This window comes from Ruegeria sp. YTSA075 (assembly GCF_059610245.1).
Genome location: NZ_JBXWNG010000003.1, coordinates 188,421 through 210,233 on the forward strand (window position 1 = coordinate 188,421; position 21,813 = coordinate 210,233).

The following is a 21,813-nucleotide window of genomic DNA, read 5'->3' on the forward strand; positions in this document are numbered from 1 at the left end:
AATCTCCATATCTGGCTGAAAGCTGGTAGAGAATCCCGTATCGGGGATCGGCCACGGGATCGCACCCCAGTATGAACGCGGTGTGACAGTCACGTTAAATTCAAAATTGAAATCACTTGCGCGTCGGCGATCCCCCGCCTAGGGTCAAACTAACTCGAAAATCGGAGGGCGTGACGAATGGCGCCCAAGCGTCCCAAAGGTGCGGGCGCGTTCCCGAAGGCGGTCGAAAGCCCCGCGCCGGCAAGACCCGATCCAGATGCACTCTATGCGGCGTTGGATCTGGGGACAAATAGCTGCCGCATGTTGATAGCCCAGCCCAAGGGCAGCGGGTTCCATGTGGTCGACAGTTTCTCCAAATCCGTGCAGTTGGGCGCGGGTCTGGAACGCACGGGGCGTCTGTCCCGGGCCTCGATGTCGCGTACCGTTCAGGCTCTGCGCATTTGCCAGCAAAAGCTGAAACGCAATAAGGTCAAACGGATGCGTCTGGTCGCCACCGAAGCGTGCCGCCGCGCCAAGAACGCGCGCGACTTCATCCGACAGGTGAAACGTGAAACCGGTTTGACGTTGGAGATCATCCAGCCCGAAGAAGAGGCACGCCTGGCCGTCATCTCATGTGCGCCCTTGGTGTCCACCAAGACCGAACAGTTACTGGTCGTTGATATCGGCGGCGGTTCGACCGAGTTGGTGTGGATCGATATTTCCTCCCTCCCACGACGCGACCGCCCGGCTGCGATCATGCGCTTGCACAACGGGTTTCACACCGCTGACAGCCCCTTCCCGGCGGCCAAAGTTGTCGACTGGATCAGTGTTCCGCTGGGAGTTGCCACTTTGCGCGATCAGTTCCACGACGTCGAAGACGACTCGGCCCGTTTTGCCCTGATGAGCTGGTTTTTTGAAGAAAACCTGGCCGATTTCGCCCCTTACAAGGACGAACAGACCCGCGAGGGGTTCCAGATCGTCGGCACCAGCGGAACAGTAACGACCGTTGCCGCCTCGCATCTGGGTCTCAAGCGCTATGACCGAACCAAAGTGGACGGTCTGCGCATGACCAGCGATCAGATTGACAAAGTCATCCGCGGGTATTTAGAACTCGGCCCTCATGGGCGCCGCCGCGACCCCCGGATTGGGGATGACCGGCAAGCCCTGATCATGTCCGGCTCGGCCATTTTGCAGGCCCTTTTGCGTTGCTGGCCCACCGACCGCTTGTCTGTAGCGGACCGGGGGCTGCGCGAAGGTCTGCTGTATGCACAAATGAGCGCGGACGGTGTATTGGAAGACGGACCGTTCTGATGGCGAAGACACCGAGTGGAAAGAACACCTCAGGCCGTGGGCAACGCGACCTGAAGGTCAAGGTAAAGACCGCGCGCGGGCGAAAGCTCAGCTCGACTCGCTGGTTGGAACGACAGTTGAATGATCCCTATGTAAAACGCGCAAATGCCGAAGGGTATCGCGGGCGTGCGGCGTTCAAGATATTGGAATTGGACGAGAAATTCCGATTCCTCGTACCCGGTGCGCGCGTCGTGGATCTGGGTTGCGCCCCCGGTGGCTGGCTGCAAGTTGCGGTCAAGCGGGTGAATGCACTGGGCGAAAAAAGCGGCAAGCGGATCGGAACGGTTCTGGGCGTCGATCTGCAAGAGGTTGAGCCAGTGGCTGGCGCAACGGCCCATGTGCTGGATTTCATGGAAGACGACGCCGACCAACAGGTCAAAGACTGGCTGGGTGGCAAGGCGGATGTGGTGATGTCAGACATGGCAGCCGCCTCCTCGGGTCACAAGCAAACCGACCACCTGCGGATCATGGCATTGTGCGAGGCCGCCGCCTACTTCGCTTTCGACGTTCTTGAGGAAGGCGGCACGTTCGTTGCCAAAGTTTTGGCCGGAGGGGCCGAGGGCGACCTGCAGAAACTTCTGAAGCAGAAATTCGATAAGGTTGCCAACGTCAAACCGCCCGCATCCCGATCAGACAGCTCAGAAAAATTCGTGGTAGCAACAGGGTTTCGCGGCTGAAGTTAATCTTCGGTCGCGATCTGCACTGCAAGCGGGTGCTCCTGGAAAGACGCGGTTGCAAGGCTCTGCATCTCAACAACCTGTGAATCGTTCAGATACACTGGTCTACGATCCCGCAACTGCGCGATACGCTGCTCCAATGACCCTTTAACTGCCCCTGCACAGGGCTGTTTCTGCATCGTTTCTGACATGTGCCACCTGCAAACAAACCTGAGGCTGATGCCCCTAAGGCTGTCTAAAGGTGAAATTTGCCGGGATCATGGCCCAATACAGGCGAGCGCGTGCCGATCCAACTGAGCTTAGACCTGCGCGCCGGGATCGTCTTTCGATAGATCAATCAGAGCGCTGTTGTATTCGGCCCCCATGATCACAATCGCAGCGCACAGGTACAGGAAGATCAGCGCCGCCATAGCCCCAGCCAAACCCGCATAAGTGGCGCTGTAGCTGGCGAATTGACCGATATAGATCGAAAACCCCCATCCCCCGGTCCCCAACAGCACAAGTGTCAGAACCACGCCCGGCAGGATCTGCATCAGACTATGACGCCGCGTGGGCAGAACAAGGTGCGCCATCAGAATGGTCACAACCGGCACCGCCACCGCAAAGGTCCAGCGCAGGCGATCCGCCGACAACCAGGTTGCGACATCCACATCTGTGCGTTCGGAAACAAGCGCTGTGTAGACGGGCAGAACAACCTCAACTGCTGCCACGATCAGGACGGACGCGCCGCCCAGAATAACCAAAGCGATACACAGCAGACGCGTTTTCCAGAAGGGCCAGCTGTCATGGTCGTGATAGGCGTGGTTCATTGCTGTCCGCACCGCCGCGACCCCGTTTGAGGCAAAGTAAACGGCCAGCAAACCGCCCAGCGTAATTACCCCGGACCCGGACCCATCCAGCACCGCCCGCAGCTCGGCCACGATAGGTCCGGCCACGTCCTGTGGCCATGCGCCAAAGATCAAATCGACCAGTTCATCCGTCACATAACCTTGCGAGAGTGCTCCCGCCAGCGCGACGGTGAACAGCACAAAGGGAAACAGCGCCATCATCATCGACATGGCAACGTGGCTGCTCATGACAAAGCCGTTCTTATCGTTGAACCGCCGCACCGCCAGAAACAGCGCCTTGATCGGATGGGTTGAGAACAGATTCGAAGCAACAGACATGGGTCGACCCTAGCCCGCCACAAGCCAAGGTAGAACCCGCCGCATCGCGAATTCCAAATTATTAAATAGCTGACAGCATTGCATAAACGTATCGGGCTGTGCAGGATCAAGGCAGGCCCGTACCCTGCCCCAAGTCAGGTTCTTTATGACATCCGATCCAAACGCCCCAGTGATACGCCGCCGCCTCAGCCTGTCTGTGGTACGTGACAGCTGCATCGTTGCCGCTTTGGTTGTTCTTGGGCTTTATGCAGGAGCGGCCTTTCTGATCCCGTTGACGCTTGCCCTGCTGGTCAATGTTCTGATCATCGCTCTCAGCGACCGAGTCATCGCCCTTACCCGCTCGCCGGTTTGGCTGGCAAACCTGGCTGGAGTGACGGTTGTTTTGGCAGGCCTGTTCACCATCATGTATATTCTTGGCAGCCAGGCCACCCAATTTGCCCGTGGTATCACCACGTATGAGGCCCAGTTCGACAGCGCAATCAACCGTATCGCCGGGTTGGTGGGCAGCGATGTGACAACGTTTATCCGAGACAACCTAGTTAGCATCGACATGTCCTATCTTGCACGTCTGTTGCTGGGCAGCGCCACATCGCTGCTGAACCAGTTCTTTCTGATCAGCCTCTATGTCTCGTTCCTGATGGTCGAGCGTCTGGCCTTTCGCAAAAAGATCCAGCTGGCCGCAGGAAGCCCCGAAACCGGGAAAGAGCTGTCAGTAATGCTGGATGCAATCTCGTTCAGTCTACAGCGGTATGTCGGCGTCAAAACCCTGATCAGTCTTATCACAGCAGGCATCAGCTATAGCATCTTCCGCATGCTTGGCCTGGAATATGCTGAGACATGGGCGGTTCTGACCTTCGCGCTGAATTTCATCCCCTCAATCGGGTCGATCATTGCCGTGGTGTTCCCGGCCATGATAGCTTTGGTTCAGTTCGAAAGCATCGGGCCGTTTTTGGTGGTGGTCCTGGGCTGTGGCACGATCCAGTTCCTGATCGGCAACTTCCTGGACCCTGCGATGCTGGGCCGGTCCCTGAACATGTCCACCTTCCTGGTCATACTGGCGTTGACATTCTGGACCACGGTCTGGGGTTTGATCGGCGCCTTCCTGAGCGTGCCCCTGACGGTCTGCATCCTGATCGTTTTCAGCCATATCCCAGCGTTGCGCCCGGTCGCAATCCTGATGTCCTTGGATGGGCGACTAGGGGACGACTCCGGATGAAGAACAAGAACGCAGTTTCGCTCGCCTATCGCCTCTAAAGCAAAGCAAACAGACGGAGCCCTGAAAACAAATGTGGACAGTGTTGGTATCTGCAGCCGTCTTTGCGCTTTATGTCACAGCCGCTTTCTTCTCACTCAGGGCAGCGCAGACGGCCCGAACGCCGCAGGGCGCGGTTGGCTGGGTGGTCTTTCTGATCGCTGCCCCGTTCTTTGCCGTACCGATGTATCTGTTTCTGGGCCACCACCGTTTTCGCGGCTATCGCATTGCCCGCCAGGAAAGCGAGCGCGTGGTCGAAGGCATCAAGACATTCGCCGATCACTCCAAACCTGAACCAGATAAGATGTCGATCAATCCACGACCGTTCGAATTTTTGGCCCATCTGCCCGTTTCGCGCGGCAATGGAGTAGAGTTGCTGATCGATGGCGACGCCACATTCGATGCGATTTTTGACACCATTGATGCCGCAAAGAACTACATCCTGATCCAGTTCTACATTGTGCGCGCCGATGAATTGGGGCTGAAGCTTCAGAAACGGCTCATTGCGGCCTCGGATCGGGGTGTGCACGTGCGGTTCATGACCGACGCGGTGGGCAGCTATGGCTTGCCGTCCGAGTTTCTGGAAACCATGCAGAACGCAGGCATTGATGTCGCCAACCCGAAGGAACAACGCGGCCCGAACTTTCGCTTTCAGTTGAACTACCGCAACCATCGAAAAACCGTGGTGATCGACGGAGAGACCGGCTTTATCGGCGGGCACAATGTTGGCGTCGAATATCTAGGTCAGGGCGAAAAGTTCGGCCACTGGCGCGACACACATGTGAAAATTACCGGCCATATTGTCCGACAACTGCAGCTGATCTTTACCGAGGATTGGCACTGGGCCCGTGGCGAGGACCTGATCGACGAATTGGACTGGGCCGGGAGCGAATCTAATCAAGATATGAACGCGCTTCTGGTCGCAACAGGGCCCGGCGACGATACCGAAACTGGTGCGATGATGTTCTTTTCTGCAATCGCCGAAGCAAAAGAGCGGTTCTGGATCGCCTCGCCCTATTTTGTGCCCGATATCGACGTTATGACCGCGCTTCAACATGCGGCCATGCGCGGCGTGGATGTGCGTATCCTTGTGCCCGAGGTGATCGATCACCGCCTACCCTGGCTGGCCGCCTTTGCTTATTTTGATGAGGTTCGAAACTGCGGCGCGAGGGTGTTTCGATACACCGATGGTTTCATGCATCAAAAGGTGTTTGTGGTCGATGATACGCTGGCCGCGGTCGGGACAACAAATCTGGACAACCGATCATTTCGGCTGAATTTTGAAGCAATGGCGTTGTTTTTCAATGCAGAGGCCGCACAAGCAGTTGAAAGGATGCTTCTGGCCGATTTCGACAAGAGCTATGAGCTAACGCGATCCTTATTCCAGCAACCGGCCTATATCCGGTTTGGTGCACCCCTGGCCCGTTTGTTTGCACCTATTCTCTAGGGGATTGGCCTAAGGAAAAGAGCCGTTCCTGAAACACACGGGTCATTAGGGCAACCATATAGGCGGTCGAAAGACCAAAGGCCAAAAGCCCGGTAACCGACGCAAAAGATCCAAAAATCCGTAACGCCTCACCCAGAACGATATCGCCATAACCCAGCGTGGTGAACGTCACCAATGAGAAATACAACGCCGTATTCCAATCCGGCAGCACCTCAAGCAAAACCCAAACGATTGCCCAAATCCAAACCTGAATTGTGTGTGTCAAAACGATAAACGCCAGCGCCACGGCAATCGGGGCTGCAGTTGCCAGAAACAGCCCGTATTTGGACCATTTCCTTTCCATCCTCATCACGAAAATCGTGCACCAGGTCAGGAAAAAGATCTCGACCACAAAGCAGAGCCCAAGAAAGGCACTGCCCCAAACAATCTGGTGCAGCAAGCTCATGATTTTCCACCCTGTTCCGCGATGATCCCGTGAGTATTAGAATGGCCTCTGCGGCGGAAAGGTACAAGACCGGCGCGCCCTCAATATACCTGCGGCGAAACGCATCGGAGAGCGTTCGGCACTGGACATGGATGAATTCCGTTGCACATCCTGCATGAAAAAGCGGGGCAGATCATGCTATTGACGATAGACAAGGTGCAGAAATCCTATCCTGGTGGGCGGCCTGTCCTGCGTGATGTGTCGCTGACCCTGGATCAGGGGCAGACACTGGCCCTGACCGGTGAAAGCGGCAGCGGCAAATCCACCTTGCTGAACCTGGCCGCCGCTTTGGATAGCTTCGATGCCGGTGAGATCACACTTGATGGCGTGGCCCTGTCAACGCTGGATGATGCAGGCCGTGCCGCCTTGCGCCGCACTCAGGTCTCTCTGGTGTTTCAACAGTTTAACCTGATCCCATCGCTCACTGTTTCGCAAAATCTGTCCTTTCACGCCCGGCTGGCGGGGTGCCATGACCCCGAGTGGAGCACTCAACTGGCTGATCGGCTCGGGTTGTCCGATTTGCTGGAACGCTTCCCCGAGAACCTGTCCGGTGGGCAGCAACAGCGCGTTGCCATTGGCCGCGCCATGGCCGCGCGGCCCAAACTGCTGCTGGCCGATGAGCCTACGGGCAACCTGGACGAAACTGCCAGTGCCAATGTCTTGGACCTGATGCTGGTACTCGTTGCTGATACCGGCGCTGCTTTGCTGTTGGTGACCCATTCACAAGACATTGCCGCGCGGCTCGACCGGCGCGTGCAACTGGCCGGTGGCCGCATCGAATGACCAGGGCCGTCATACAGGCGCTGCTATCCCACTGGCGCGCTCATTGGCTGCAACTGGCAACGCTGCTAATCGGCATTGCCTTGGCAACCGGTCTGTGGTCTGCCGTGCAAGCCATCAACGCCGAGGCCCGCGCAAGCTATGCGCGTGCCAATGCGCAACTGGCCTTGGGGCAGTTTGATGAGTTGCGCGATCCAAGCGGACCCATCCCTTTGTCCCGATACGCTGAACTGCGCCGGGCAGGTTGGCAGGTGGCTGCCGTTCTGGAAGGTCCTTATCGCGCAGGGGGTCGTACCCTGCGGGTGATGGGCGTGGATATGGTGGCGTACCCTGCCCTGCCCGCCGTGACGGAAACCGAGCAGAGCGCTGATCCACCAGACCCGGCTGACATCCTGACCGCTCCGGGCCGCATGCTGATCCATCCGGACCTTGCGCCGCTATTGTCTACGGTCGCAGGATTACCGCCGATCATCCTCGGCACATCGCTGCCTGCCGATGTGATCCTAACCGATATCGGCGTGGCCGAATCCCTTCTGGATCAACCCGGAACGATCTCTCGTCTTGTAGTTTTGCCAAACCAGCCACGCGGACGCCCGCCCCTATCGCAGGTCGCGCCTGAACTACAACAGATCAGCCCGGCCTCGCAGGTCGATACGGCACAGCTGACGGATAGTTTTCACCTGAACCTCACTGCATTTGGCTTGCTGTCCTTCGCTGTTGGGCTGTTCATTGTGAACGGCACGGTCGGGCTGGCCTTTGCCCAGCGGCGCGGCATGATCCGAACCTTGCGTGCCTTGGGCGTTTCGATGCGGCGGCTGGTTTGGATGGTTCTGGCTGAATTGGCGGTACTGGCCTGTATCGGCGGAGCTTTGGGCCTGATCCTGGGTTTCTTTCTCGCAGGCGCGTTGCTGCCGGATGTCGCCGCAACCCTGCGTGGGCTTTATGGCGCCCCTGTCACCGGGCAGTTGAGCCTGCAACCGAGCTGGGCGCTGGCGGGTATGGCCATGGCACTGGTCGGCACCTTGGGGGCCAGCGGTCATGCGCTTTGGCGTCTGTCTCGTATGCCACTGCTCGAAGGACCCGGCGCTCAGGCTTGGCGCGGCAGCGGGCGATCACACGGCCTGATCGGGATGGTCGGAGTGTTCCTGATCGCCTGCGGAACCGCCCTCTATTTCGGCATCGGTGGTCTGCTCGGGGGCTTTGCACTGCTCGCTGGGCTGTTGACCGGTGCAGCACTGGTTTTGCCCTGGTTCCTTTCGCTAGCCCTGACGATCTTTGCTATGAAAGCACGCGGGCCCGTATCTCAATGGATCTGGGCGGATATGCGGGCGCAATTACCTGGGCTTTCCTTGGCACTGATGGCCTTGTTGCTAGCGCTTGCGGCCAATATCGGTGTCGGCACGATGGTGTCCAGCTTTCGGCTGACCTTTGTCGGCTGGCTGGATCAACGCCTGACCTCGGAGCTGTATGTGACCGCCGCAGATGATCAGCAAGCGGCGGACATCATCGAGTGGCTGACCCCTCAGGTGGACGCAATTCTGCCCATCCGCAGTGCAGAACTTACACACGAAACCGGCCCGCTGTTCCTGTATGGCGTGGTCGACGACCCGGTCTACCGGGATCACTGGCCATTGATCGCACGATCAGATGGCGATTGGGATCGGGTGATGTCAGGACAGGCAATCCTCATTAACGAACAGCTAGCCCGGCGCGCGGATCTTTGGCCCGGAGATGTTCTGGCGCTGTCGTCGACTGCCTCTCTGCCCATTGCAGGCGTCTATTCCGACTATGGCAATCCAACCGGTCAAGCGATCGTGTCGATGTCCCGTCTGGATCAGATCGCGCCGGGGGCTGATGCAAGACGTTTCGGCATTCGCATGGACCCAGATCACGCGACCGAGATGGCGCAATCCCTGCGCACTCAGTTCGATATGCCCCCGCGCAGCGTGGTTCAACAGGCGGCGATGAAGGCACAATCGCGGGCGATTTTCGAGAAGACATTTGTCGTGACCTCAGCCCTGAATATCCTGACCCTTGGGGTTGCCGGATTTGCAATACTGACCAGCCTGCTTACCCTTTGGACGCAGCGCCTGCCCCGAATCGCGCCGGTCTGGGCCTTGGGTCTGAATCGTGCGCAACTGGCTAGGTTCGAGCTATTGCGCAGTGCCCTGCTGGCCGCATTGACTGCCTGTCTGGCTTTGCCCTTGGGGCTGGTTCTGGCCTGGGTTTTGCTTGCTGTTATCAATGTACAGGCCTTTGGATGGCGACTTCCGATGTTCCTGTTCCCGTGGGACTGGCTGTATCTGTTCCTTCTGACGCTACTGGCTGCTTTTGTGGCGGCGGCCCTGCCCGCGTTGCGACTGCTGCGCCTGCCCCCAGCCAGCCTGCTGAGAGTGTTTGCCAATGAACGTTAGAGCGTTTTTTCTTTTTCTGCTGGTCTGGCTTCCGACATCCGCACTAGCCCAAGGTTATGCGGGTCTGGGCGGATCGGCAGACGGGTTTGATGTGCCGCAGCGTGGCGTTCCGTTCGAGTTTCCGCAAGATCACGGGCCCCATCCCAGCTACCGGATCGAATGGTGGTATCTGACCGCCAATCTCAAGGGGGATGACGGGCGCGACTATGGCATCCAGTGGACCTTGTTTCGCTCGGCTCTCAAGCCCTTTGAGGTCGAGGGTTGGCAAAGCCCACAGATCTGGATGGGCCACGCCGCTGTCACGACGCCTGAACGGCACTACTTTGCCGAACGCCTGTCGCGCGGCGGGATCGGTCAGGCGGGGGTCATAGCAAAACCCTTTGCCGCTTGGATCGACGAATGGCGCATAAGCGGGCCCGATTTCGATACGCTATCCCTGACCGCAAACGGAGAGGATTTTGGGTACACCCTGTCGCTAAACACCCAAGGCCCATTGGTGTTTCACGGCGAAGATGGCTATTCGGTCAAATCCGCCGATGGACAGGCCAGCTACTACTATTCTCAACCCTTCTATACAGTTGAAGGTACTTTGCACCTGCCACAGCGCGATGTCACCGTCACCGGTTCGGCTTGGCTGGACCGTGAATGGTCCTCGCAACCTTTGGCCGAAGATCAAAGCGGATGGGATTGGTTCTCGCTCAGCTTTGATGATGGCGACAAGCTGATGGCCTTCCGGTTGCGCGGGGATCGCGGGGATTTCACTGCCGCCACTTGGATCAATGCAGATGGCAGCACCGAGGCATTGCCGAACGGTTCCGCCGCATTCACCCAGTTAGAAACCGCAAAGGTCGCGGGGCGAGATGTACCGATACGCTGGAAGGTGGACCTGCCGGACCGGGGGCTTAACGTCGAGGTCTCGGCCCTGATCCCTGATGCCTGGATGGCCACGCGATTTGAATACTGGGAAGGCCCGGTCACTGTCTCAGGCAGCCACACCGGGCGCGGCTATCTGGAAATGACCGGGTACTGATCAGCGCACCACGTAGACCGAAGCCGTAGCGTGACGTACAACGCGCGCCGCATTGGGGCCCAGCAGATAATCCTTAAAATCAGGCTTATGTGCCCCGATCACGATCAGGTCGGATCCGGCGCCCTCAGCTGTTTTCAGGATTTCCTGATAGGCCGTGCCAGTGGCCACCACGTGGCGCATCACGGCGTTGCGTTCCGCTCCAAGCGCAGAGACACAAAGGTTCGCCAGCTTGTCATGCGCCTCGGCCAGCGCCTTATCGTGGAAGTCGGCCTCGAAAAACCCCGACACCCAGCTTTCGCCAAAATCCGGAAGAACGGTCACGACATCCAGCTGCGCCCCATCCAGATCCGCCAGCCTGGCGGCCTGTTTCAGGACCGGGCTGTCCAGATCACCATTGCTGATATCGACGGCGCAAAGAACTGATTTGGTCATGCGGGCACCTCTTGTCTGGCGGCACGGCCGCGTTGCAGGAAGGCGATCAGAGCCAGCAGGATCATCGCCGGGATATAGACCAGTTGTTTCGGAGGCTGGCTGGATGGCAAGCTGACCGAGGTCAGGCGCACCGCTTCGTCCCCGTAATAGTCGAAGATATCCAGATCATCGGCGACAGGCGTGCCAAACAGCGGTTCCTCAAGCTTGATCAGCCCATCTTCGGGGATCAGGATCAGCCCCATCGCTTCAACCCTTGCCGCGCCGCCCTCTTCATCACCGACGGTGACAACAACGGTGGTATCGGCCATTTCGAGCGTGTCGAAATCCGGGCCGGATATGACCAGTCGCACCTCGGACCCCGGTGCCGTCTGACCTATCGTTTCTTCAAACGCAGCAGGCTCGACCGACTGGAACGGAGGCGAGATTCGATCCATGAAATAGTCGGGTCTGAACAGTGCAAAAGCGACGAAGATCAGCGCGATGCTTTCATAGATGCGGCTGTGGGTCAGGAAATAGCCCATCGTGCCAGCCGTGAAGACCAGGATAGCGATGGTTGCAAATATGGCGACGGTTATCCCTTCGACCCAGGTGACATCGATCAACAGCAGATCAGTGTTGAAGATGAACACAAACGGCAGCGCTACGGTCCGCAAGCTGTAGAAGAACGCGGTGAAACCGGTCTTGATCGCATCACCGCCCGACACAGCGGCAGCCGCGAAGCTGGCCAAACCAACAGGCGGTGTCACGTCTGCCATGATCCCAAAGTAGAACACGAATAGGTGCACCGCGATCAACGGCACGATCAACCCGCTTTGGGCACCCAGTTCCACAACCACCCCCGCCATCAGCGAGCTGACGACGATATAGTTCGCCGTGGTCGGCAGACCCATGCCCAGGATCAGGCTGAGGATACCGACCATGATCAGCATCAGGATCAGGTTGCCGCCCGACAGGAACTCGACCAGATCGGCCATCACCTGCCCAACACCGGTCAGTGTTACGGTGCCCACGATCACACCTGCTGTGGCTGTGGCCAAAGCGATACCGATCATGTTGCGCGCGCCGTCGATCAGGCCCTGCCATAGGTCGGCAACACCGTCGATGAAGCGGTTATAGACATCGCTTTCGCCACGGAAGATCGCCTTGAGCGGCTTTTGCGTCAGCAGGATCACGAACAACAGCGCCGTTGCCCAGAAGGCCGACAGACCCGGTGATTTCTGTTCGATCATCAGGAAGTAGACCAAAACGATGATCGGCAGCAGGTAATGCAGGCCAGCTTTGTAGATATCAGCGATCACCGGCAAGGTGACTTCTTTCGCGTTTGGATCATCGGGCTCCAGATCCGGAACCTGTGCCGCCAGATAAAGCAGAGCGATATACACCGCGACGATAATCAGGCTCAGCACAATCCCAGCAGCTGATGGCACCAACGTAGTGACCGCGTCGACCGGGAATTGCGAGCCATAGCAGAGACCGGCAAAGACGAGGAAGAAGGACAGCATGCCCACCACCGTGCGCGCCAGATGCACATCGCGGTCGCCCAGCGTCGGCATGTTCCGCTTAACGGCTTCAAGGTGCACAATATAGACCAGCGCGATGTAGGAGATCGCAGCTGGCAGGAAGGCATGGGTAATCACCTCGACGTAGGAAATACCCACATACTCCACCATCAAGAAGGCCGCAGCGCCCATGACGGGCGGCATGATCTGGCCATTCACAGAACTTGCAACCTCGACCGAGCCTGCCTGTTCACTGCTAAAGCCCACGCGTTTCATGAGCGGGATGGTGAAGGTACCCGTGGTAACAACATTGGCGATGGACGAGCCCGAGATCAGGCCGGTCGCCGCAGACCCCACAACAGCCGCCTTGGCTGGTCCACCGCGCAGGTGGCCAAGCGCCCCAAAGGCCATTTTGATAAAGTAGTTCCCTGCCCCGGCCTTATCCAGCAAGGCCCCGAACAGCACGAACAAGAAGACGAATTTCGTGGAAACACCGAGTGCGATACCAAACACGCCTTCCGAGGTGATCCACATATGGCTCATCGCCTTTTTCAGGCTGGCGCCTTTCCAGCGAATGACTTCAGGCACCCATTCGGACGAGCCAAAGAAAACATAAGCAAGGAAAATCGTTGCAATGATTGCCATTGCCGGGCCAAGCGCGCGGCGCGCAGCCTCAAACAGCAGTAGCAGACCGCCCAGAGCAACCCATTTGTCGGTATCATCTGCAAGACCACCTGCATTGACGATCTTCTCATAGAAAAAGTAGCCATACAGCGCGACAAACGCCCCCAACAGGCCCATGATCCAATCCTGTATCGGGATATAGTCGCGCGGACTGGATTTCAGCGCCGGATAGGCCGCAAAGGCCAGAAACATCGCAAAGGCCAGATGAAACTGCCGTGAGTTGTTCACAATGCTGCCTGGCAGCACATAGTTCGCTATGGGCGAGGCCAAAACGACCTGAAAGATCGACCAGATCGCCGCAACAATGGCCAGGAAAATCCCCACATTGCCGACCGGATTACGTCCGCCCGCATCGGATGACGCCACAAGATCCTGAAGTTCTTCTTCGGATAGCGGACGATTGGATTGTGTGTCGGAACTCATGCAAATGTCTCCCCGTCGCGACCATTTTTGGCCTTCTGAATCACCCGCTTTGTGCGGGTTTGGGTTGCAGGGCGCCTGTAGGCGCCCTGCTTTAGGTCTGGCTTACTGAATCCAGCCCTTTTCTTTGTAGTACTTCTCGGCACCCGGATGCAGCGGAGCCGACAGACCGTCCGCGATCATCTCTTCGGGCTTGAGGTTCGCAAATGCCGGGTGCAGCTTTTTGAAGTCATCGAAGTTTTCGAAGACCGAGCTGACAACCGCATAAACCGCGTCATCCGACACATCCGCAGACGTCACGAAGGTCGCGCCCACACCGAAGGTTGCAGTGTCGCCATCCGATCCACGGTACATGCCACCGGGAATGGTCGCAGTCCGGTAGAACGAGTTGTCGCCAACCAGTTTGTCAACGGCTTCACCGCTGACATTCACCAGAACGGAATCACATGCCGTGGTGGCTTCCTGAATCGAACCCGAAGGGTGACCAACAGTATAAACCATCGCGTCGATCTGGTTGTCGCACAGAGCCGCCGACTGTTCAGCTGCTTTCAGTTCGGTCGCCAGTTCGAAATCATCCGTGGTCCAGCCCATTTCGCCCAGCAGCACTTCCATAGTACCGCGCTGACCGGAACCGGGGTTACCGATGTTGACGCGCTTGCCCTTCAGGTCTTCGAAGTTGGTGATGCCGGAATCGGCACGCGCCACAACGGTGAACGGCTCGGGGTGAACCGAGAAGACGGCGCGCAGGTTCTCAAAAGGACCGGCCTCTTCAAACTTCGAGCTTCCGTTATAGGCGTGGTACTGCCAGTCAGACTGCGCCACACCAAATTCCAGCTCGCCTTCGCGGATGGTGTTGATGTTGTAAACGGAACCGCCGGTCGATTCGACCGAGCAGCGCACGCCATGTTCCTTACGGCCTTTGTTCACCAGACGGCAGATCGCGCCACCGGTCGGATAGTAAACGCCAGTCACGCCGCCGGTGCCGATTGTGATGAACTCTTCGGCATAAGCCGCGGGTGCCATCATTGCAGCGGTCACAAACGCGCCGAGGCTAAGCTTGCTACTGTTTTTCATGTAAAAAACTCCCATTTTTTAGTGTGGGCGGTAAAAGCCAAAAACCCTGCAATAGCGAGGGAGCGCGCTGGTACCTCAGAACCGGCTGCCCTGCAACTGCTGCTATTTTGAATTTTTCCAATGTCTCCCAACATCTTCGAGGTTTCATTCAGATACAATGAATGTCAAGGCCAGCCCATCGCAGATCGCGCCAAAGCAGCATATTTGAGGTTGATTTTTGAACTTTCCCCGTCGAACCATCGAAGATGAAACAGGCTGCCCGCTGACACGGACAGCCCTATCAAACTGTTGGCCACCATTCGCCGAAGATCGGAAAGGTCAATCGGACTTGGTGTTTTGTTCCCGGGTTGGGATCTCAATAATCCCGAACAAGAATGCGGCAAAGGCGGTTTGTACCGAAACGGCCATAAGGCTGAATCCGGCTACAGTCAGGCGTGTTGGCAGAGGGTTTTCGATATTGCCAAAGCCCAGGCGCGCCCATTGGCCGAACGCCACACCGAACAGGATGACACCGAACAGGAACAACCAAAACGCAAATAGGGCGATATTGTCGGTTGTGGCCCAGGTTCGAAGAATCCGGCTCGGCTCACCCACTGGCAGCAATCCGCTCCGGGTGGCCATCATCCGCGCCAAGGCGCCAAAGGTCAGCAACTGGGTTCCAAGGATGGTGATCACGCAGGCGGCGATAAAGGTGTTTGTGCCCAACTCGACCGAACCTGCAACCTGAACAGGACCGAACATCAGGATCAAGGCGGCAAGCCCGCCAACAACACTGAAAAACAGCCCCGGATAGACGAACAGCCAGCGTGGATTGTGCATCAGCAAAAACTTGAGGTGGCGCCACCCGTCCCGCCAGGTGCGCAGATGCGGTGGGCGGCTTCGGCCATCAGGCCGCAGCGTGGTGGGCACTTCGGCAATTTTCAGGCGCGACATTGCGGATCGGGTGACCATCTCGGAGGCAAACTCCATGCCGGAAGTATGCAGTTGAAGATCCCGGATCGAGTCACGCCTAAATCCGCGCAGACCGCAGTGGAAATCACCAATATTGATGTTGAACAAAAGTCGGCCAATAAAGCTGAGCACCGGATTGCCCAGATATCTGTGCAGAAACGGCATCGCGCCATCCGAGATACCACCTTTGAACCGGTTGCCCATGACCAGATCGTTTCCGGCCCGCAGCGCTTCGACGAAGGGATCGAGGCTGGAGAAATCATAGCTGTCATCCGCGTCGCCCATGATCACATAGGTGCCCAAGGCCGCATCAATGCCACCCGACAGCGCCGCGCCGTACCCCTTTTGCGGGACATTGACGACTCGCGCACCCAGGGCCTCAGCCATTTCAATCGAACCATCGGTGCTGCCGTTATCGGCAATCAGCACCTCACCCTTGATCTGCGCGCGCTCAATAAAATCCTGCGCTTTCTTGATACAAATCTCGATCGTTTCCGCCTCGTTCAGACAAGGCATCAAAATCGTCAGTTCAAGCGCGTCGGCCTGGCCGACGGGCTTGGCGGTTTCAGAGTTTCCAACCAATGGAACGCACCTTTCAAATCAATACACTAACCAATATTCCACTCACGGATCAGATTTGTAAGTGAACGATATGCGACATCCGCCGGTGTTTGAAAGATTGTTGGCAACAAAGCAGACACAAACCCGGCATTAACCTCCAAAATCAAAACAAACACGCACAATCCAATCCGCGCAGCGAACCTAGGTGGTTTTTTGATTCAGGTACAGCCTTGTGACGCACCAGAATACGTCATCCGTTTGGAATCCAAGGTTCAACAACCAACTGACGCGCTGCTGTTGTGTTCATTCCAATCTGATGTAAGAGAAAATGTGGTGCCCAAGGAGAGACTCGAACTCTCACGCCCGTGAAGGCGGGGGATTTTGAATCCCCTGCGTCTACCATTCCGCCACTTGGGCCACGGACACTGGATTAGCGCCCCCGCGCGGGAAGGTCCAGAGGCAAAAATCAACCAGCTTTCCGATTGTTTGACCGCCAGCGGTTGACGGGTCTGTGGCTGCGTGGTTTGGCTTGCACGGGCAAAGACCGGGATTTGAGTAGACTATGTTACGATCGCTTTATGACTGGACCATTCGACTGGCCGAGCACCCTCATGCCCTTTGGGCGCTGGCAATTGTTGCCTTCATCGAAAGCTCGTTCTTCCCGATCCCACCTGACGTACTGATGATCCCGATGATTCTGGCACGCCCCTCGCGCGCCTGGCTGATCGCGGGTGTTGCGCTGGTTGCATCGGTCCTGGGCGGTCTGTTGGGTTATGCGATCGGGGCTTTCGCCTATGAAAGCATTGGCCAGCCCATCCTGGAATCGATGGGCAAGGCCCACGCAATGGAAGAGTTTAACACCCGTTTCAACGACTTTGGCTTCTGGGCCGTGTTGGCCGCTGGTGTCACACCTTTCCCGTACAAGGTCATCACCATCATGTCGGGCTGGACAGGCATGCCACTTGGCACCTTCATCGCAACATCGATCCTGGCGCGCGCGCTTAGGTTTTTCCTCGTTGCAGGTCTTCTTTGGAAATTTGGTGAGCCGATCCGGGACTTCATAGAAAAGCGCCTGGGGTTGATGTTCACACTGTTCATCATCCTGCTGTTCGGCGGCTTTCTGGCGGTACGGTACCTATGACAAAACGTACGGTTTTGATCACTCTTGCCGCTGGCGGTTCCGCGGCATTGCTGCTGGGGGCCTGGGGTTTCCAATACCTGGATGGGCTCGCACCATGCAAAATGTGCATCTGGCAGCGATATCCCCATGGGATAGCCTTCGCGATTGGCCTGGTCGCATTGCTCCTGCCATCATTGCGCCTTTTGCCGCTTGCTGGCGCGCTTGCCGCGTTCACCACAGCCGGTATCGGGCTATATCATGCCGGCGTTGAACAAGGTTGGTGGGAAGGCCCAACCAGTTGCACGTCGGGCAGTATCGGCGGGTTATCCGCAGAAGAGTTAATGGATCAGATCATGTCAGCCCCGCTGGCGCGGTGCGACGAAATCCCGTGGCAAATGCTAGGTCTGTCGATGGCCGGTTGGAACGCCCTGCTTTCGCTTGGGCTGGCGCTGATCTGGGTCGCGGCCTGGCGCGCTAAACCCTAAAACTCATCCAGTTCAGCATCCCAATACAGAAAGTCAATCCAGCTGTCGTGCAGGTGGTTTGGCGGAAACTTTCGGCCAATGTTACGCAATGCCTCGGCATCAGGCTGGCGCGGTGGTTTGCGTAGGGTCATGCCCGCCTGACGCAGGGATTTGGACCCTTTCTTCAGGTTACATGGGCTGCACGCTGCCACCACGTTCTGCCAGCTCGTCACCCCACCTGCTGCGCGCGGAACCACATGGTCAAAGGTCAGGTTGTCCCGGCTGCCGCAGTACTGACAGCGAAACTCATCCCTCAGAAATAAATTAAAGCGCGTGAAGGCCACGCGCTTTCTGGGTTTTACATAGTCTTTCAAAACAACGACCGAGGGTATTCGGATCTCGGTACTCGGGCTTCGGACGACTTCGTCATATTCGGCCACGATGTCGACCCTGTCCAGCCAGGCAGCTTTGATCGCCTCTTGCCAGGGCCACAACGACAGCGGGTAATAAGACAAAGGGCGGTAATCGGCATTCAAAACCAAGGCCGGGTGATGCTTGAGCGTCCCCGGTTCTCTAACAAATTCGGTCCTGAAGTCTCCGTCCATCACAAAATCGCTCCTCGCTCTCAGCTGCCCGTATGTGTCACCAGAGCGGAGAGCACCCGCCCCGATCTTAAGATAACTATATATCGTGGTAAATCTCTGACAAGCCCTGAGTTTCCACAATATGTCGCTGATTGGGTAAGCCGAATCCGTAACAGGCACATGACAGTTATCCACAGGTTGCGCACAGCGTGTTTTGCAGGCTATGGCGGGGCATGTCCTGGTTCATCCGATTCAACAAACCCTTTGATGTTCTGCCACAGTTCACGGACCGCGGCGGCGCGGATACGCCGCGTCGCACCCTTTCAGATTTCATCGACCTGCCCGGCGTCTACCCTGCAGGGCGGCTGGATCGGGATAGCGAAGGGCTTATGCTGTTAACGGATCATGGGCGGTTGCAGGCGCAGATCTCGGACCCCAAGCACAAGATGGCCAAAACCTATTGGGTGCAAGTCGAAGGTGAGCCTTACGCGGCTGCAATGAAAGCACTGCGCGACGGTGTCGATTTGAAGGATGGCCTGACCCGCCCCGCCAAAGTGCGTGAGATGGACGAACCAGAGGGCCTGTGGCCTCGCACCCCGCCGATCCGCGAGCGTAAAACCGTCCCTGACAGTTGGATCGAGCTGACCATCCGTGAAGGCAAGAACCGACAAGTACGACGAATGACGGCGGCTGTCGGCCTGCCGACCCTGCGCCTGATCCGATATCGCATTGGCGACTGGACACTGGACGATCTGGAGCCCGGTCAATGGGACAGTCTGCCCCTGCCCACCCTGAACGCGGCCCCGCAACGCAAACGAGACCGGCGCGCGCGGCGGTGACACAGACCACTGTTGTCTGCTAGAATACGATCATGAAACTCACACCGGACATCCCTGCCCCGTCAGGCATTCTGGAAGCTGCGCTGTATGTCGATGATCTGGATGCGGCAGAACAGTTCTATGGCCAGGTTCTTGGGCTGGAGCGCATTCAGCGTATCAAAGACAGGCACGTATTTTATCGTGTTGGCGGGTCCGTTCTATTGCTGTTCAACCCGGATCAGACCGAACAACCGCCATTAAACCCCAACCTGCCCGTCCCGCCTCATGGCGCGCGTGGTGCTGGGCATGTATGCCTTGTGCTGACCCGTGATGAAATCACAGCCATGCGCAAACACCTTCTGGATTGGAATGTCCCGATCGATGCCGAGTTCGACTGGCCCAGCGGCGCGCGGTCACTCTACATCCGCGACCCCGCAGGCAATTCGGTCGAGTTTGCCGAAAGCCATTTGTGGGGTTGATTTCGCTCAACCAAGCGGCTGTTTTTCACCACCGACAACTTTGTAAATCTCGCTGGACATAAGACCAATCTCAGCCAAAGTTGCGCGAAAAACGGCCATATGGGGCGTTGCAAAATGCGCCTCAAGCGCGGCTTGATCCTGCCATTCTTCGTAAACACGAAACCGGGTATTGTGCCCCAGCACCTGACTGAATTCATAGACCAGACAGCCGGTCTCTTTCACGGTTTCTGCAACCATCTGCTGCGCGGCCTCGCGGGCCCGTTCGACCCCGGCCTCGTTCACTTCCACAACGCCTGTTACAACCAGCATCATCTATCCTCCGTCAGATCATAGCGTTTCGATATGCGATTGACCGGAGTGCCGTCCCGCAGCGGAACGCCGTATGCAACCGAGTAGTCGCGGAAACCCATTTTTTCATAATAGCTTAAGCCAGGTAAATTATCGGCACGGATAGTTGCGTTTATTGCCTTAAGACGCAGTGCACAGGCCGTCTTTTTCGTCTCGGCGAATAAGGCCCTTCCAGCACCACGCAACACCGGATTTCGGCGTGTGAAAGTTGCGATATCAGCGCAATCATCAGGCAGAGAATCATTCCTGCCCAACCACTGAAACCCAGCAACATCGCCCTGTTCATCCAGCGCAACGTGGCAACATATCTTATCTGCTCCATCCAGATAGCTTTGCGCAAACAGGGCGTCTGAGAACGGGATCTCAAAAGCAGTCGTACCACCCGCCGCGATGATATCATTGAGGATGCGCCAGGCCTCAGCCACATCTTCTGACATCATCGGGCGGACGGCGATCACGGCTAAAAGCTCAGCTTGTCACGCATAAAGGCCAGCGCCACGCTGAGCCCATCGGGGGCGATTCCATGGCCGGTCCCCTTCATCACATGCGCATAGACCTCTTTGAAATCAGCGGCTTGAAGGGCTTCGGCCGCCTCGGGCAGCGATTGCGGCGGGACTACATCATCCGCATCGCCATGGACCAGCAGAATCGGCATCCGGCTAACGGTTTCATCGGGCAGCAGATCGGGTTCCAGCAAGCGGCCCGAGAACGCAACGATCCCGGCCACCGGGTCTTCGCGGCGGGGTGCGACGTACAAGCTCATCATCGTGCCCTGAGAAAAGCCGAACAGAACGACCTGTTCGGGCAGGACATCCTCATCCACCATCAGCGCATCCAGAAAGGCGTTGAAGTCCTCAACCGCCATTTCCATCCCGCGCCGGGCTTCTTCTTCGGATGATCCGTCAATCCAAGGGATCGGGAACCATTGGAACCCGTTCGGCATACCGGGGATCTGTTCTGGCGCATCAGGGGCGACGAAGAGCGTATCGGGCAGATGTTCACCCAGCGGATCAGCAAGACCCAGCAGATCGGCGCCATTGGCCCCATAGCCGTGCACGAACACCACGACTGAGCGTGTGTCGCCCGAAACCGGCTCTTTCCGGAGCGCGTTCAAAACCCGTGTCATCTGATCCCTTCTCTCTTCTTGGCCACCCGGTAATAGGCCCAGAGCACCCGCGCCGCAACTGATCGCCAAGGCGACCAGGCCTCGGCCATAAGGCGCAATTCCTTGTCGGTTGGACGTTTGGGCAAACCGTAGAGCACTCGCGCGGCTTCTTGCAGGGCCAGATCGCCCGGCGCGATCACATCGGCGCGGCCCAGTGAGAACATCGCGTAAATCTCGGCGGTCCAAACGCCAATGCCCGGAACCTGCGTGAGTGTTTTGACAACATCTGCATCAGCTGTATCGCGTAACGCTTTGTAATCAATGCGCGCCTCTGCCAGTGCGCGCGCATAACGAACCTTCTGACGGCTGAGGCCCACAGCGCGCAAATCCTCATCCGTGGCCCACATGATCTTGCGCGGTCCGGTCAGTTTTGCCTGCTGCATCCGTTTCCAGATCGCATTGGCCGAGGCCACGCTGACCTGCTGGCTGACAATCGCGCTGAGCAACTGGCCGAAACCGTCAGGCTTGCGCCGCAGGGGCAAAGGTCCGGTCTGCTCCATCGCATAGGCCATGCGCGGGCAGGTGTTGGCCAGCCACTCGGCCCCTTCCGTCACACAATCGGGTGTTTCAATGATGCGACCTACGGACATGCACTCTCTGCCTTGTGATACGGGTCGCACGTTAGGGGGATCAGC

23 protein-coding genes and 1 tRNA gene are annotated in these 21,813 nt (G+C 57.6%); 11 read left to right on the plus strand and 13 right to left on the minus strand.

The window, feature by feature from the left end:
- Positions 1-177: 177 nt before the first annotated feature.
- Both AC2FGE_RS06950 and AC2FGE_RS06955 read left to right on the plus strand, forming a co-directional pair.
- Positions 178-1,290, plus strand: a complete 1,113-nt coding sequence (locus tag AC2FGE_RS06950; protein WP_496818483.1) for a Ppx/GppA phosphatase family protein — start codon at positions 178-180, stop codon at positions 1,288-1,290.
- Entirely contained in the window at positions 1,290-2,006 is a 717-nt protein-coding gene (locus AC2FGE_RS06955) for an RlmE family RNA methyltransferase (RefSeq protein ID WP_496818484.1), read from the plus strand. Before AC2FGE_RS06950 ends, AC2FGE_RS06955 begins: the two co-directional genes overlap by 1 nt.
- A 2-nt stretch (positions 2,007-2,008) precedes the next feature.
- Here the strand turns inward: AC2FGE_RS06955 and AC2FGE_RS06960 are convergent, their stop codons facing one another.
- Positions 2,009-2,197, minus strand: a complete 189-nt coding sequence (locus AC2FGE_RS06960) for a hypothetical protein (protein ID WP_496818485.1) — start codon at positions 2,195-2,197, stop codon at positions 2,009-2,011.
- 108 nt (positions 2,198-2,305) lie between these two features.
- Complete coding sequence (locus tag AC2FGE_RS06965) at positions 2,306-3,172, minus strand: YihY/virulence factor BrkB family protein (RefSeq protein ID WP_496818486.1); 867 nt, start codon at positions 3,170-3,172, stop codon at positions 2,306-2,308.
- A gap of 145 nt (positions 3,173-3,317) precedes the next feature.
- Here AC2FGE_RS06965 and AC2FGE_RS06970 point away from each other — a divergent pair, with 145 nt between their 5' ends.
- Positions 3,318-4,388 carry an AI-2E family transporter gene (locus AC2FGE_RS06970; protein WP_496818487.1) on the plus strand — a complete coding sequence of 357 codons (1,071 nt, stop codon included), beginning with the start codon at positions 3,318-3,320 and terminating at the stop codon, positions 4,386-4,388.
- A gap of 70 nt (positions 4,389-4,458) precedes the next feature.
- Positions 4,459-5,871 (plus strand): cardiolipin synthase, encoded by a 1,413-nt coding sequence (gene cls, locus AC2FGE_RS06975; protein WP_496818488.1) that lies wholly within the window; start codon positions 4,459-4,461, stop codon positions 5,869-5,871.
- Here cls and AC2FGE_RS06980 read toward each other — a convergent pair.
- Positions 5,861-6,316 carry an ion channel gene (locus AC2FGE_RS06980; protein WP_496818490.1) on the minus strand — a complete coding sequence of 152 codons (456 nt, stop codon included), beginning with the start codon at positions 6,314-6,316 and terminating at the stop codon, positions 5,861-5,863. The genes cls and AC2FGE_RS06980 overlap by 11 nt on opposite strands.
- Before the next feature lie 174 nt (positions 6,317-6,490).
- On the opposite strand from AC2FGE_RS06980, the gene AC2FGE_RS06985 reads away from it, so the two are divergent.
- Genes AC2FGE_RS06985 through AC2FGE_RS06995 form a run of 3 tightly spaced genes read left to right on the plus strand, consistent with a single transcriptional unit; the run spans position 6,491 to position 10,579 of the window.
- Complete coding sequence (locus AC2FGE_RS06985) at positions 6,491-7,138, plus strand: ABC transporter ATP-binding protein (protein WP_496818491.1); 648 nt, start codon at positions 6,491-6,493, stop codon at positions 7,136-7,138.
- Positions 7,135-9,549: an FtsX-like permease family protein gene (locus AC2FGE_RS06990; protein ID WP_496818492.1), complete on the plus strand. Its 2,415-nt coding sequence runs from the start codon at positions 7,135-7,137 to the stop codon at positions 9,547-9,549. The genes AC2FGE_RS06985 and AC2FGE_RS06990 overlap by 4 nt, the downstream gene beginning before the upstream one ends.
- Positions 9,539-10,579 (plus strand): lipocalin-like domain-containing protein, encoded by a 1,041-nt coding sequence (locus AC2FGE_RS06995; RefSeq protein WP_496818493.1) that lies wholly within the window; start codon positions 9,539-9,541, stop codon positions 10,577-10,579. The genes AC2FGE_RS06990 and AC2FGE_RS06995 overlap by 11 nt, the downstream gene beginning before the upstream one ends.
- Here AC2FGE_RS06995 and AC2FGE_RS07000 read toward each other — a convergent pair whose 3' ends face one another.
- The 5 genes from AC2FGE_RS07000 to AC2FGE_RS07020 form a co-directional block, all read right to left on the minus strand.
- Complete coding sequence (locus AC2FGE_RS07000; protein WP_496818494.1) at positions 10,580-11,011, minus strand: universal stress protein; 432 nt, start codon at positions 11,009-11,011, stop codon at positions 10,580-10,582.
- Positions 11,008-13,617 (minus strand): TRAP transporter permease, encoded by a 2,610-nt coding sequence (locus AC2FGE_RS07005; protein WP_496818495.1) that lies wholly within the window; start codon positions 13,615-13,617, stop codon positions 11,008-11,010. Before AC2FGE_RS07005 ends, AC2FGE_RS07000 begins: the two co-directional genes overlap by 4 nt.
- Before the next feature lie 102 nt (positions 13,618-13,719).
- Positions 13,720-14,688: a TAXI family TRAP transporter solute-binding subunit gene (locus AC2FGE_RS07010; RefSeq protein WP_496818497.1), complete on the minus strand. Its 969-nt coding sequence runs from the start codon at positions 14,686-14,688 to the stop codon at positions 13,720-13,722.
- A 318-nt stretch (positions 14,689-15,006) separates the two neighbouring features.
- Positions 15,007-16,221: a glycosyltransferase family 2 protein gene (locus AC2FGE_RS07015; RefSeq protein WP_496818498.1), complete on the minus strand. Its 1,215-nt coding sequence runs from the start codon at positions 16,219-16,221 to the stop codon at positions 15,007-15,009.
- 310 nt (positions 16,222-16,531) lie between these two features.
- Positions 16,532-16,617 (minus strand) — tRNA-Leu (locus AC2FGE_RS07020).
- Between the two features lie 145 nt (positions 16,618-16,762).
- Between AC2FGE_RS07020 and AC2FGE_RS07025 the strand changes: the two genes are divergently transcribed.
- Both AC2FGE_RS07025 and AC2FGE_RS07030 read left to right on the plus strand, forming a co-directional pair.
- Complete coding sequence (locus AC2FGE_RS07025; RefSeq protein WP_170532969.1) at positions 16,763-17,341, plus strand: YqaA family protein; 579 nt, start codon at positions 16,763-16,765, stop codon at positions 17,339-17,341.
- Positions 17,338-17,805 (plus strand): disulfide bond formation protein B, encoded by a 468-nt coding sequence (locus AC2FGE_RS07030; RefSeq protein ID WP_496818499.1) that lies wholly within the window; start codon positions 17,338-17,340, stop codon positions 17,803-17,805. Before AC2FGE_RS07025 ends, AC2FGE_RS07030 begins: the two co-directional genes overlap by 4 nt.
- On the opposite strand, the gene AC2FGE_RS07035 is transcribed toward AC2FGE_RS07030, so the two are convergent.
- Positions 17,802-18,389 carry an HNH endonuclease gene (locus AC2FGE_RS07035; protein ID WP_496818500.1) on the minus strand — a complete coding sequence of 196 codons (588 nt, stop codon included), beginning with the start codon at positions 18,387-18,389 and terminating at the stop codon, positions 17,802-17,804. The two genes, AC2FGE_RS07030 and AC2FGE_RS07035, sit on opposite strands and share 4 nt — an antisense overlap.
- 212 nt (positions 18,390-18,601) lie before the next feature.
- On the opposite strand from AC2FGE_RS07035, the gene AC2FGE_RS07040 reads away from it, so the two are divergent.
- Both AC2FGE_RS07040 and AC2FGE_RS07045 read left to right on the plus strand, forming a co-directional pair.
- Positions 18,602-19,207, plus strand: coding sequence for an rRNA large subunit pseudouridine synthase E (locus AC2FGE_RS07040; protein ID WP_496818501.1), 606 nt, complete (start codon positions 18,602-18,604; stop codon positions 19,205-19,207).
- 32 nt (positions 19,208-19,239) lie between these two features.
- Positions 19,240-19,665 carry a VOC family protein gene (locus tag AC2FGE_RS07045; RefSeq protein ID WP_496818502.1) on the plus strand — a complete coding sequence of 142 codons (426 nt, stop codon included), beginning with the start codon at positions 19,240-19,242 and terminating at the stop codon, positions 19,663-19,665.
- Between the two features lie 6 nt (positions 19,666-19,671).
- On the opposite strand, the gene AC2FGE_RS07050 is transcribed toward AC2FGE_RS07045, so the two are convergent.
- The 4 genes from AC2FGE_RS07050 to AC2FGE_RS07065 are packed head-to-tail and all read right to left on the minus strand — an operon-like array spanning position 19,672 to position 21,768.
- Positions 19,672-19,974 carry a putative quinol monooxygenase gene (locus AC2FGE_RS07050; RefSeq protein ID WP_496818503.1) on the minus strand — a complete coding sequence of 101 codons (303 nt, stop codon included), beginning with the start codon at positions 19,972-19,974 and terminating at the stop codon, positions 19,672-19,674.
- A complete protein-coding gene (locus AC2FGE_RS07055) occupies positions 19,974-20,471 on the minus strand; it encodes a GNAT family N-acetyltransferase (protein ID WP_496818504.1) in 498 nt (165 codons plus the stop codon). The genes AC2FGE_RS07050 and AC2FGE_RS07055 overlap by 1 nt, the downstream gene beginning before the upstream one ends.
- A gap of 2 nt (positions 20,472-20,473) precedes the next feature.
- Positions 20,474-21,139: an alpha/beta hydrolase gene (locus AC2FGE_RS07060; RefSeq protein ID WP_496818505.1), complete on the minus strand. Its 666-nt coding sequence runs from the start codon at positions 21,137-21,139 to the stop codon at positions 20,474-20,476.
- Entirely contained in the window at positions 21,136-21,768 is a 633-nt protein-coding gene (locus AC2FGE_RS07065; RefSeq protein WP_496818506.1) for a DNA-3-methyladenine glycosylase family protein, read from the minus strand. Before AC2FGE_RS07065 ends, AC2FGE_RS07060 begins: the two co-directional genes overlap by 4 nt.
- Between the last annotated feature and the right edge of the window lie 45 nt (positions 21,769-21,813).

Bases quoted from the DNA above. Each gene is read 5' to 3' on its own strand.
- AC2FGE_RS07025 (WP_170532969.1), top strand. From the start codon at position 16,763: ATGTTACGATCGCTTTATGACTGGACCATTCGACTGGCCGAGCACCCT.
- AC2FGE_RS06985 (WP_496818491.1), top strand. From the start codon at position 6,491: ATGCTATTGACGATAGACAAGGTGCAGAAATCCTATCCTGGTGGGCGG.
- cls (WP_496818488.1), top strand. From the start codon at position 4,459: ATGTGGACAGTGTTGGTATCTGCAGCCGTCTTTGCGCTTTATGTCACA.
- AC2FGE_RS06995 (WP_496818493.1), top strand. From the start codon at position 9,539: ATGAACGTTAGAGCGTTTTTTCTTTTTCTGCTGGTCTGGCTTCCGACA.
- AC2FGE_RS07000 (WP_496818494.1), bottom strand. From the start codon at position 11,011: ATGACCAAATCAGTTCTTTGCGCCGTCGATATCAGCAATGGTGATCTG.
- AC2FGE_RS06965 (WP_496818486.1), bottom strand. From the start codon at position 3,172: ATGTCTGTTGCTTCGAATCTGTTCTCAACCCATCCGATCAAGGCGCTG.
- AC2FGE_RS06955 (WP_496818484.1), top strand. From the start codon at position 1,290: ATGGCGAAGACACCGAGTGGAAAGAACACCTCAGGCCGTGGGCAACGC.
- AC2FGE_RS06970 (WP_496818487.1), top strand. From the start codon at position 3,318: ATGACATCCGATCCAAACGCCCCAGTGATACGCCGCCGCCTCAGCCTG.
- AC2FGE_RS07005 (WP_496818495.1), bottom strand. From the start codon at position 13,617: ATGAGTTCCGACACACAATCCAATCGTCCGCTATCCGAAGAAGAACTT.
- AC2FGE_RS07040 (WP_496818501.1), top strand. From the start codon at position 18,602: ATGTCCTGGTTCATCCGATTCAACAAACCCTTTGATGTTCTGCCACAG.
- AC2FGE_RS07045 (WP_496818502.1), top strand. From the start codon at position 19,240: ATGAAACTCACACCGGACATCCCTGCCCCGTCAGGCATTCTGGAAGCT.
- AC2FGE_RS07060 (WP_496818505.1), bottom strand. From the start codon at position 21,139: ATGACACGGGTTTTGAACGCGCTCCGGAAAGAGCCGGTTTCGGGCGAC.
- AC2FGE_RS06990 (WP_496818492.1), top strand. From the start codon at position 7,135: ATGACCAGGGCCGTCATACAGGCGCTGCTATCCCACTGGCGCGCTCAT.
- AC2FGE_RS06980 (WP_496818490.1), bottom strand. From the start codon at position 6,316: ATGAGCTTGCTGCACCAGATTGTTTGGGGCAGTGCCTTTCTTGGGCTC.
- AC2FGE_RS07050 (WP_496818503.1), bottom strand. From the start codon at position 19,974: ATGCTGGTTGTAACAGGCGTTGTGGAAGTGAACGAGGCCGGGGTCGAA.
- AC2FGE_RS07065 (WP_496818506.1), bottom strand. From the start codon at position 21,768: ATGTCCGTAGGTCGCATCATTGAAACACCCGATTGTGTGACGGAAGGG.
- AC2FGE_RS07030 (WP_496818499.1), top strand. From the start codon at position 17,338: ATGACAAAACGTACGGTTTTGATCACTCTTGCCGCTGGCGGTTCCGCG.
- AC2FGE_RS07010 (WP_496818497.1), bottom strand. From the start codon at position 14,688: ATGAAAAACAGTAGCAAGCTTAGCCTCGGCGCGTTTGTGACCGCTGCA.
- AC2FGE_RS07035 (WP_496818500.1), bottom strand. From the start codon at position 18,389: ATGGACGGAGACTTCAGGACCGAATTTGTTAGAGAACCGGGGACGCTC.
- AC2FGE_RS06960 (WP_496818485.1), bottom strand. From the start codon at position 2,197: ATGTCAGAAACGATGCAGAAACAGCCCTGTGCAGGGGCAGTTAAAGGG.
- AC2FGE_RS06950 (WP_496818483.1), top strand. From the start codon at position 178: ATGGCGCCCAAGCGTCCCAAAGGTGCGGGCGCGTTCCCGAAGGCGGTC.